This window comes from Xylanibacter rodentium, assembly GCF_013166575.1.
Classification (GTDB): Bacteria; Bacteroidota; Bacteroidia; order Bacteroidales; family Bacteroidaceae; genus Prevotella; species Prevotella rodentium.
On record NZ_JABKKE010000004.1, the window covers coordinates 65,074 to 76,651 of the forward strand.

General features: G+C 50.8%; 6 protein-coding genes. 4 read left to right on the forward strand and 2 right to left on the reverse strand.

From position 1 onward, the window contains the following. The first annotated feature begins 16 nt into the window (after positions 1-16). The 4 genes from HPS55_RS03680 to HPS55_RS03695 all read left to right on the forward strand — a co-directional run bounded on the left by HPS55_RS03680 (position 17) and on the right by HPS55_RS03695 (position 8,954). Positions 17-2,695 carry a 4-alpha-glucanotransferase gene (locus HPS55_RS03680; protein ID WP_172176460.1) on the forward strand — a complete coding sequence of 893 codons (2,679 nt, stop codon included), beginning with the start codon at positions 17-19 and terminating at the stop codon, positions 2,693-2,695. Positions 2,696-2,736: 41 nt separating this feature from the next. Continuing rightward, on the forward strand, positions 2,737-4,875 hold the full coding sequence (locus HPS55_RS03685) for a glycoside hydrolase family 97 protein (protein WP_172176458.1): 2,139 nt from the start codon (positions 2,737-2,739) through the stop codon (positions 4,873-4,875). 22 nt (positions 4,876-4,897) lie between these two features. Beyond that, positions 4,898-6,850: a type I pullulanase gene (gene pulA, locus HPS55_RS03690; protein WP_172176456.1), complete on the forward strand. Its 1,953-nt coding sequence runs from the start codon at positions 4,898-4,900 to the stop codon at positions 6,848-6,850. A 178-nt stretch (positions 6,851-7,028) separates the two neighbouring features. Next, on the forward strand, positions 7,029-8,954 hold the full coding sequence (locus HPS55_RS03695) for an alpha-amylase family glycosyl hydrolase (RefSeq protein ID WP_172176454.1): 1,926 nt from the start codon (positions 7,029-7,031) through the stop codon (positions 8,952-8,954). Between the two features lie 141 nt (positions 8,955-9,095). Here HPS55_RS03695 and HPS55_RS03700 read toward each other — a convergent pair whose 3' ends face one another. Both HPS55_RS03700 and HPS55_RS03705 read right to left on the reverse strand, forming a co-directional pair. Beyond that, the gene (locus HPS55_RS03700; protein WP_172176452.1) at positions 9,096-10,130 is read right to left on the reverse strand and encodes an L-rhamnose/proton symporter RhaT; all 1,035 of its coding nucleotides are present in this window, start codon (positions 10,128-10,130) and stop codon (positions 9,096-9,098) included. A gap of 94 nt (positions 10,131-10,224) precedes the next feature. Then, positions 10,225-11,481, reverse strand: coding sequence for an L-rhamnose isomerase (locus tag HPS55_RS03705; RefSeq protein WP_172176450.1), 1,257 nt, complete (start codon positions 11,479-11,481; stop codon positions 10,225-10,227). Between the last annotated feature and the right edge of the window lie 97 nt (positions 11,482-11,578).

Sequence of the window (11,578 nt, forward strand, 5' to 3'; positions counted from 1 at the left end):
AAATGTAAAAACAGCCATGACAATTCAATTCAACATCGACTATAGGACGACTTTCGGTGAGAGTCTCGTCTTGAATATTTGGGAAAGTGGCAGCTTGACAAAGTATCACATGCTGACAAGCGATGGGGTTCGGTGGAGCCAAACCGTGGCGGTGAAGACTCCGAAGCAGTCATATTCCTATTATTATAGCGTGATGCGTGACGGCAAGGTGAGCAGGTGCGAATGGACGGTGGTCATGCACCGTTTGGATATTTCCGCCGGCCGCGCAGACACCTATGTGGTTTATGACAGGTGGCAAACGATGCCGGAGGATGCTTATCTATACAGTAGCGCCTTTACTGACTGCATCAACCATCAGCAGCCTGCTGTGGTGCAGCCTTCGGAGTTTGTCCGGACTGTGCGCCTGCAGGTGAGAGCACCGCAGCTGAGAGATGGTGAGGTACTGACGGTGACAGGTGCCGGCAAGGCTTTGGGCGACTGGAACATAGCCCTTGCCGTCAGGATGACGCAACATGTTTACAACGAGTGGATTGTGGATATCGACGCTGAGGCTTTGGAGGACAGTCGGATGGAATTCAAGTTTGTGGGTTCAGACAGCAAGACGACAGGGAACGAACATTGGGAGACGTGCATGAACCGTATCGTCGACCTGCCGGAGATGAAGGCCGGCGAAATGGTGGTATACCATATGGGGCAGGCTTTCTTCACCCATTGCGACCGCAAACTGGCAGGAACATTGGTGCCTGTGTTCTCGTTGAGAAGCGGTGGCAGTGCCGGCGTGGGTGACTTCGGTGACCTGAAAACTATGATAGACTATGTGGAAAAGACCGGTCAGAAGTTGCTCCAGCTCTTGCCCGTTAACGACACTACCATAACTCACACATGGACCGACTCCTATCCGTACAGCTGTATCAGTATCTTCGCTCTGCATCCGCAGTATGCCGATCTCCGTGCCCTGCCTGAACTTGCCGATGCCAAAGAACGTGCCGAGGCTGAGAAGACGCGTGCCGAGCTCAACGCACTGCCGCAGATAGACTACGAGCGTGTCAACGACTTCAAGGTGGGCTATCTGCGCAAAGTGTTTGACCAGGAAGGTGAAACGATTATGAAAAGCGTCGGCTTCAAGGAGTTTTTTAGGGATACAGAGCTGTGGCTTGTGCCCTACGGTCAGTATTGCATGCTGAGAGACAAGTACGGCACGGCCGATTTCTCACGGTGGCCCGATCACAATACATGGAACGAGGATGACCGTAAGGCTCTCTGTTCTCCGAGATGTAAGGCGTATAAGGAGGTTTCCTTCTACTACTTCATGCAGTATGTGCTCAACACGCAGATGAAAGAGGCTCATGACTATGCCAAGCAGAAAGGGGTTATTCTGAAGGGCGATATCCCCATCGGTGTCAACCGTTACGGCTGCGACGTGTGGATGGAGCCGAAATACTTCAATCTCAACGGACAGGCAGGTGCACCGCCTGATGACTTCTCCGTAAACGGTCAGAACTGGGGGTTCCCCACTTACAACTGGGACGAGATGCTGAAGGACGATTGTGCCTGGTGGGTGCGCCGTTTCCAAAACATGTCGAAGTTTTTTGATGCTTACCGCATAGACCATGTGTTGGGCTTCTTCCGCATATGGGAGATTCCTGTCAATGCCGTACATGGACTGCTGGGACAGTTCTCGCCGGCTTTGGCCATGTCGCGTGAGGAGATAGCGTCATACGGGCTCAACTTTCAGGAGGAGCGCTTCACCCAACCGTTCATTACCGACTGGGTGCTTGACCGTGTGTTCCGTGAGCGTGCCGCTGAGGTGCGCGAGAAATATCTTGACCGTCTTGACAACGAGCGTTATGCGATGAAACCGGAGGTGGACACGCAGAGAAAGGTGGCGGCTCTCTTTGCCGATGTCACTGAAGAGAAAGAACTTTGGCTCAGAGACGGACTTTATGCCCTTATCAGTGACGTGCTCTTTGTGCGTGACAGGAAGGACAGCAACATGTTCCACCCGCGTATTTCGGCGCAACTCGATTTCATTTACGAGTCGCTTTACGACAACGATAAGGCATCGTTCAACCGACTGTATAACGACTACTTCTACCGTCGCAACAACCAGTTCTGGTATAAGGAGGCCATGAAGAAGATGCCCAAGCTGGTGGAGGCCACACGCATGTTGGTGTGTGCTGAAGACTTGGGTATGGTGCCCGATTGTGTGCCATGGGTGATGAGCGAGTTGAAGATATTGAGTCTTGAACTGCAGAGCATGCCGAAAGACCCGACGGTGAGATTCGGACATCTGAGCAGCTATCCGTATCGTTCGGTATGTACCATCTCCAGTCATGACATGCCCACACTGCGCCAGTGGTGGGGCGAGAACTGGGAGCGCACGCAGGACTATTACAACAACATGCTCCACCGGCAGGGAGCTGCTCCCCATCCGCTGCCTGACTGGTTGGCAAAGGACATCATTTACCGTCATCTTACTTCTCCGTCGATGCTCTGCATCTTGAGCATACAGGACTGGCTGGCCATCAGCGGGAGGATACGTCTGGTAGATGCCAACGCCGAGCGCATCAACATCCCGGCAAATCCCAAGCACTACTGGCGTTACAGGATGCATCTCAACATAGAGGACCTGATGGCAGACAACGATTTCATGGCGGAAATGAAGGAGTTGATGTTGCAGTCGGGGAGATTGTAGAGAAGAAAATAAAGTAAAAAATAATAATACTGTTTATGTCTATGAATAAGAAATCAGCAATGATGTCTCTCGTGCTGCTGCCTATGATGTCAATGGCACAAAGTGTGACATCTCCCAACGGTAACGTAGAGGTGAAGTTTTCCTTAACGGGTAACGGACAGCCTACTTACGAGATGAGCTACAAGGGCAAGACGGTGTGCAAGCCGTCGCATCTCGGTCTGGAGCTGGTCAAGGACAAGCATGCGTCAAAAGGAAAGGACGAAACCGACCTGATGGACGGCTTCAGTGAGACAGGATCGAAGACGTCATCGTTTGACGAGACATGGAAGCCGGTATGGGGTGAGACGGCTACCATCCGCAACAACTACAACGAGCTTGAGGTGAACCTCAATCAGCCTTCTACCAAACGCAACATCACCATCCGTTTCCGTGTATATGACTACGGCATGGGCTTACGTTACGAGTTTCCACAGCAGAACGAACTCAACTACTTTGTCATAAAGGAGGAGCACACTCAGTTTGCCATGACCGATGACCATACGGCATATTGGATACCGGGTGATTATGACACTCAGGAATATGAGTATCAGATAACTCCTATGACGGGAATACGAGAGGTGATCAGCAATAACCGTGAGGTTTACAAGAGCAACTCTTCCACTACAGTATTCTCTGACACTGGTGTGCAGACATCCTTGCAGTTGAAGACCAACGACGGTCTCTATATTAATATCCACGAGGCTGCTTGTCTGGATTATCCGACGATGCACCTCAACCTCGATGAGAAGACGCTGACCTTCGAGTCGTGGCTGACGCCGGATGCCGTGGGCCGGAAAGGTTTCATACAGACGCCGTTCAACACTCCATGGCGTACGGTCTTGGTCAGTGATGACGCCCGTGACATGCTTTCTTGCAAGTTGACATTGAACCTTAACGAGCCGTGCAAGATAGACGATACATCATGGATTCATCCCACCAAGTACTGCGGTGTGTGGTGGAACATGATAGTGGGGACCAAGAGTTGGGCCTACACCTATGATTATCCTTCTGTGCGTCTGGGTGTCACCGATTATGGCAAGTGCAAGCCCAACGGCGTTCACGGTGCTACCAACGAGGAGGTGAAACGGTACATCGACTTCGCCGCCAGGAACGGTCTGCATGAGGTGCTGGTGGAAGGCTGGAATGAAGGTTGGGAAGACTGGTTCGGTCACCAGAAGCTCGATGTCTTCGACTTCGTTACCCCTTATCCCGACTTCGATATCAGGATGCTCAACGACTATGCCCACTCGAAGGGTGTGAAGCTGATGATGCATCATGAGACTTCTGCTTCCATCTTGAACTATGAGCGGCATTTGGAGGACGCTTTCAACTTGATGAATAAGTATGGCTACGATGCCGTGAAGACGGGTTATGTGGGTGACATCATCCCGCGTGGCGAGTATCATTACAGTCAGCTCAGCAACAATCATTATCAGCATGTCATAGAGACGGCTGCGAAGCACCACATCATGGTCAATGCCCATGAGGCGACACGTCCCACAGGTATCTGCCGTACATGGCCTAACCTCGTGGGTAACGAGAGTGCCCGTGGCACGGAGTACGAAGCATTCGGCGGCAGCGTTCCCTATCACACGGTAATGTTGCCGTTCACACGTCTTCAGGGTGGTCCGATGGATTATACACCGGGTATTTTTGAGACACAGCTCTCAACATGGAGCAATAATACCAGTTATGTCCACACTACGCTTTGCGGTCAGCTGGCGCTTTATCTTGTCATGTACAGTCCGCTTCAGATGGCGGCCGACCTGCCTGAGCATTATGAGAAATATGACGATGCCTTCCAGTTCATACGCGATGTGGCTTGTGATTGGGATGACTCAAAGTATATAGAGGCAGAACCGGCCAAGTATATCACCGTGGCCCGCAAGGCGAAGGGAACCGACGACTGGTTCGTTGGCGGCAAGACGGGCGAGGAGGAGCATCTGGCTGTGGTAAAGCTCGATTTCCTCGACAAAGGCAGAAAGTATGAGTGTGCCATATATCAGGATGCAGCCGATGCCGACTACGAGAAGAATCCCAAGGCTTACAAGATTGTGCACAAGACAGTGAAGAAGGGTGACACGCTGAAGATAAAGGAGGCTCGCGGTGGCGGTTTCGCCGTATCATTAAAGGCTGTTTGACAATAAATACAGAGAAAAGAAGATGAATTACATAAACAGAATGATAGCCGTCGCTTTTGCAGCGGCTATCCTGCCTCAAACCGTTATGGCACAGCAGACATTCAACGAGATAAGCTATTCCGCAGGAGAAACCGTATTCCGGCTTAATGCTCCTACAGCACAGAAACATAAGGTGCAAGTGCGCATCTACAATGAAGGACAGGGCGGCAAGGCTGTCCAGACTGTCAATATGAAGGTTGTGGGCGCTGACCGTTGGGAGGTGACGGTAAAGGGGAATCTGGAAGGAAAGTTCTATACCTTCAATATCGGCAGGGGTGAATGTCCCGGTGTCTTTGCCAAGGCGGTGGGCATCAACGGGCAACGTGGTGCCATCATCGACATGAAGCAGACCGACCCCGAGGGGTGGGAGAACGACAGGCGTCCGGAGGTGAAGAGTCCGGCTGATCTCGTAATTTACGAAATGCACTGGCGCGATTTCTCCATCGACGCTTCTTCTGACTTGCAGCATAAGGGAAAGTTCCTGGCTCTGACAGAGCCCAAGGCCATAGAGCATTTGAAGAATCTGGGCATCAACGCCATCCACATCCTTCCGTCATTCGACTATGCTTCGGTAGACGAGACCCAATTGACCGTGCCGCAGTATAATTGGGGATATGACCCGAAGAACTACAACGTGCCGGAGGGCAGTTATTCTACAGACCCCTTTACGCCGGCCGTGCGCATCAAAGAGTTCAAGCAGATGGTGCAGGCTTTGCATAAGGCCGGTATAAGGGTGGTTCTCGATGTGGTGTACAATCATACTTTCGACATTAAGAACAGCAACTTCCAGCTGACATATCCCGATGTCTACTACAGAAAGACAGCCGACGGCACGTATAGTGACGGCTCCGGATGTGGCAACGAGACCGCTTCGGAGAGACCGCTGATGCGCCAATTCATGTTGGAGAGCGTGAAATATTGGATTGACGAATACCATATCGACGGTTTCCGTTTCGACTTGATGGGTATTCACGACATTGAGACAATGCTGCAGATACGTGATGCAGTCAACTGGATAGACCCTTCCATTTATATATATGGTGAGGGATGGAGTGCCGGCACGTGTGCATATCCGCAGGAGAAGTTGGCGATGAAGGCTCGGACATACAGGCTGAACGGCATAGGTGCTTTCAGCGATGACATGCGTGACGCTCTGCGCGGACCGTTCAGCGATGACACGAAAGGAGCTTTTCTGGCAGGTATCGCCGGTGAGGAGGAGAGCCTGAAGTTCGGCATTGTGGGTGGCATTGCCCATCCGCAGGTGGACATGACGAAGGTGAACTACGACAAAAAGCCTTGGACAGCCCAACCAACCCAGCATATAAGCTATGTGAGCTGCCACGACGATATGTGTCTTGTTGACCGCTTGAAGGCCAGCGTACCTGGCTTGCAGGATAATTCGAAGCCCGAGTATCTGCGTATGGCAGAGTTGATACGCCTTGACCTGTTGGCCCAGACGGCTGTGTTTACGTCGCAGGGTGTTCCCCTCATCCTCAGTGGCGAGGAGATGCTCCGCGACAAGAAAGGTGTACATAACAGCTTCAATTCTCCCGACAGTATCAACTGCCTTGACTGGGATAACCTGAAGAGATATCCGCAGGTGTTCGACTATTACAGCCGTCTAATCCGGTTGCGCAAGAACCATCCGGCTTTCCGTCTGGCTGAGGCTGACAAGGTGCGACGTCATCTGGAGTTCCTGAAAACGGAGGATTGTCTCGTGGCTTTCCAACTGAAAGACCTGAAGGGCATAGACTCCTGCAAGCGCATTGTTGTTGTGTTGAATGGTAACAAGTCTGCCAAGACGGTCAATGTACCCCAAGGCAGTTATACCATCGTTTGCAACAATGCTGTCATCAATGAGGAGGGCATGGGTACGATGGAAGGCAGCCGCGTACAGGTGGATGCACAGTCGGCATTGATTCTCTTCGAGAAATGAGTTACTGATTTATCGGGGGGGGTAAAGGAGTTAACGGGAGTTATCGCTCCCTGAGGTCGCTCAGGAGTTAAAGACAAATGCTTTTTATTAAGGAATTAAAGAGAGTTGTTGTTCCGTAAGGAGTTATTGCGACTGCATAAAAACAACGATTCATAAACGTATCAATTATATTTATATAATGAGAAAAATAATAATAACCTTAACGTTGCTTCTCTGTGTCATGAACATGAATGCAAGTTTTAAGATTGACCGAATAGAGCCCACGGACTGGTACGTGGGTATGAAAGATGCCTCGTTGCAGCTGATGGTCTATGGCAAGGATATCCGGGATCTGGATGTCGACGTGCAGTATCCGGGCGTTCGTATTGATTCCCTCGTACGTCTGGAGTCACCCAATTACCTGCTTGTCTATCTCAACCTGCATGGAGCGAAAGCCGGCGAGATGACATTGAACTTCAAGCAAGGCAAGAAAACAAAAGAGGTGACATATACCTTAAAGAACCGAGAGATGGCCGGTGAGAAACGCATCGGTTTCAGCAACGCCGACGTGCTCTATATGCTGATGCCGGACCGCTTTGCCAACGGTCGGACCGATAACGACGCCTTCAAGACCATGCGCGACAAAGTGTGTGACCGTCAGGCTCCGAGCCTGCGTCATGGTGGCGACTTGGAAGGCATCCGCCGGCATCTCGACTATTTCAACGAGTTGGGCGTGACAGCCTTGTGGTTTACACCGGTGTTGGAGAATGACTCTCCCAACGATGGCAAGAATAGCACTTATCATGGTTATGCCACGACCAACTACTATCGTGTAGACCCGCGGTTTGGAACCAATGAGGAGTATAGGGCACTCATTGCTGAGGCGCATGCCAAAGGTTTAAAGGTTGTGATGGACATGATCTTCAATCATTGTGGTTTCGACCATCCGTGGATTGCTGACATGCCGTCGAAGGATTGGTTCAACACTCCGGAGTGGCTTTTTCCCGAGAATAAGGGCGTAGAGCATCAGAAGTCAATAGGCACCATGGACGGTACGGCCAGTGTGAACGACAAGTATTTGCAGACCAGTTATAAACTGACGCCTGTACTTGACCCCTATGCCAGCAAAGTAGACCTCCGTGAAACTGTCTACGGTTGGTTCGTTCCTACCATGCCCGATCTGAACCAACGCAATCCTCACGTTATAAAGTATCTCATCCAGAACAGTGAATGGTGGATAGAAAGTGTGGGCATTGACGGCATACGTATGGATACCTATCCTTATGCCGACCGTGACGCGATGGCCCTGTGGATGAAGACCCTCGACATGGAGTATCCCAACTTCAACACAGTGGGTGAGACATGGGTCACCGAACCTGCTTATACCGCCGCATGGCAGAAAGATTCAAAACTGTCGGAGAAGAACAGCTACCTGAAGACGGTGATGGACTTTGCGTTCTTTGACCGCATCAACCAGGCAAAGAACGAGATTACCGATGACTGGTGGAACGGTATGAACCGCATCTACAACGTGCTTTGCTACGATTATCTCTATCCCAATCCAAAGAGCGTGATGGCTTTTGTGGAGAACCATGACACCGACCGCTTTCTCGGCACGGGCAAGGATACCATGGCTTTGAAGCAGGCGCTTGCACTTCTGCTCACCATCAACCGCACACCGCAACTGTATTATGGCACTGAGGTGTTGATGAACGGTACTAAGGCGGAGACAGACGGTAATGTGCGTAAGGACTTTCCCGGAGGTTGGGCCGGTGACGAGCACAACTGTTTTACAGCTGAAGGCAGAACACAAGCAGAGAACAACATGTTCAACTGGCTGAGTAAACTGTTGCACTGGCGTCATGGCAACAAGGTGATAACCGAAGGCAACCAGGTGCAGTTCACTCCTCAGAAAGGTGTTTACGTCATAGCCCGCCAGTATCGGAACAAGAGCGTGATGACCATCGTCAATGGCACCAAGGATCCTGCGCAACTGGTTGTTGCCCGCTATGCAGAAATCATTGGCAGCAAAAAGAAAGCCACGGATGTCATCACCGGAAGAACAGTCATGATTGACAAGAATGTGAGGCTGCGTCCCCGTCAGACGCTCATCCTGGAGCTTTAGAGCCTCGTGAAAAGCTAAGAGTGAAGAGTGAAAAGTGAAGAGGTATGATTACCGGCATAAAGGCTTTGGGCTTGCGCGGTAATCATACCTCTTCACTTTTCACTCTTCACTCTTAACTAGATTCTCTTCACTCTTCACTCTTTATATGAGCTGCGGTAGGAATGACGATATTATCAATACGATAATGCCGATTACCAGCACCGTGATGGTCTTCTGTGAGCAGCCTTTCCATTCGTTGAGAATGATGCCCCATACATTCGAGAACACCACGTTAAGCGCCATGAGGATGCAGAATGACAGCGTCATCAGCGTGGGGGATTCTGTGAGGAAGCCTTTGCCGAGTGACAGGCCGAAGAACTGGCTGTACCACAATGCACCGGCCAATGCACAGAAAACAACATTGTTCAGCCATACGTTGCCTTTCTTATAGTCGCCCCACGTGCCGTTCTTGTTGTTTTGGAAGAAGCAGTAGATAGCGTTGGTAACAAATCCGCCCAGTGTAACGAGGAATGTTGCGGGCAACGTCTTGTACATATCGGGAGTAAGGTCGCCGAAGTTGATTTCCTTGCCGAATTCCAGACCGACATTGAAGCAACCGCTCATGAAGCCGGCGAGCAATGCGATGGCCAGACCTTTGGGGAAGTTGAAGTCTTTCACGGCCGCTTTCTTCTCTTCCTCAGACAGCGATGCTGCTTTCATCGAACCGGCGACACCGATGATGGCGATGCCGACGAGTGTAACGGCAACACCGAGAATTACGGCAAAGGTGAGTGATTCGAGCGCGTTAAGTTCGGGGAAGAATATGTTGAGCAGCACAGGGCCCATGATTGTTCCCAATCCGGCGCATGTTCCCAAGGCAATCGACTGTCCGAGAGCTACACCGAGATAGCGCATGGACAGACCGAAAGTAAGGCCGCCCACGCCCCACAGAACGCCGAATAGCATTGTCATCCACAGATTGAACGAACTGCTCATTGAGAAGAGTTCGCACAAGCTGTGCCCAGCCGGTACGGCCAGCATGGCGCCAAGCAGCGGCAGGATTAGCCATGCAAACACTCCTTGTACAATCCAATAAGACTCCCATGACCAATCTTTGATTTTATTGATTGGCACGTAGCAGCTCGACTGGCAGAAAGCGCCGATGGCTATGATTAGTAATCCGAATATTATTTCCATGTTCTTTTTATTTTAGGGGTTAAATAAATTAAAGGAGTTATCGCGGGCTTGGTCCGCGATAATTCCTTTTACCTTTGACTCGAGGGAAAGAGTGTTATGCTCTCTTTGAAGTCACGTCAGCCTCGTATTTCTCAACGGCAGTGATGAATTCCTCGCCTACAGGAACATTGTTGCGTAAGCAGAATTCGTCGTAAACAGCGTTCCATGGCAGGTTCTTGCACTCCTCAAGCAGTGCCAGGCGCTGGAATTTCTTGTCGTCAAGTTCATATTTGCGCAGTGTGGCGATAGGTTCGAGCAGGGCGCGGAGCATGCATTTCTGGGCGGCGCGGCTACCGATGACGTAAGCACCGATGCGGTTGAGCGTGCCGTCGAAATAGTCGAGACCGTAGTGTACGCGGTCGAGAGCGCCGGCGCGGACAATTTCGCTGAACAAATCCTGTGTAGGGTCGTCCATTATGGTAACGTGGTCAGAGTCCCAACGTACCGGGCGAGATACGTGCAACATCAGCTCAGGCACGAACAGCAACATGGCAGAAACTTTGTCGGCAACGCTCTCTGTCGGGTGGAAATGACCGGTGTCGAGAGTTATCATCATGTTGTTCTTTGCGGCATAAGATGTGTAGAAGTCGTTTGAACCGACAGTGTAGCTCTCCAAACCGATACCGAACACTTTAGACTCCACACAGTCTTTCATGTTGTCATATTTCTGTGCGAAAATCTGATCGAGTGAATCTTTCAGCAGTTCTCGGTACATCAGTCGGTTAACGGTGAGGTCCTTGCTTCCGTCGTGTACCCATGTATTCATGATACAAGGGTCGCCCTGAGCCTTACCTATAGCCTCGGAAATGGCGCGGCAACGCTTTGAGTGTTCAATCCAGAAGTCGCGGATACCCTTGTCGGGGTTGGCGAGGCTCAGATCGCCGCTCTTCGGATGAGAGAAAGATGTAGAGTTGAAGTCGAGCAGTGTATTGTTGGCTTTACCCCAGTCAATCCAGCTCTGGAAGTGTGTGACGTCGCACTGGTCGCGGTCAACGTATTTTCCACCGAAATCGCCATAGATCTCGTGCAGATTCAGACGGTGTGTACCCGGTATGAGCGACTTCGCGTAGAGGATGTCCGAGCGTAGTTCGTCAATGTTGCGTGCTTTGCCGGGATAGTTTCCGTTCACCTGAATGCCGCCTGTCAGCGATCCGCCCTGATTCTCAAATCCTGCGACGTCGTCAGCTTGCCAGCAGTGCATGCTTAGATGGAAGTTCTGCATCTGCTCCAGCACTTTCTCCGTATCAACTCCAATGGCTGCGTAGCGCTCTTTGGCCACTTCGTATGCCTTCTTTACCAATTCTTCTTTCATTTTGTTTTTAGATTTTATAATTATTAGTTTGTTGATATATTTATTTTATGGGAAGGACGGGATACATGGGAATGATTTTAGGAATCCCTTGTCTTCT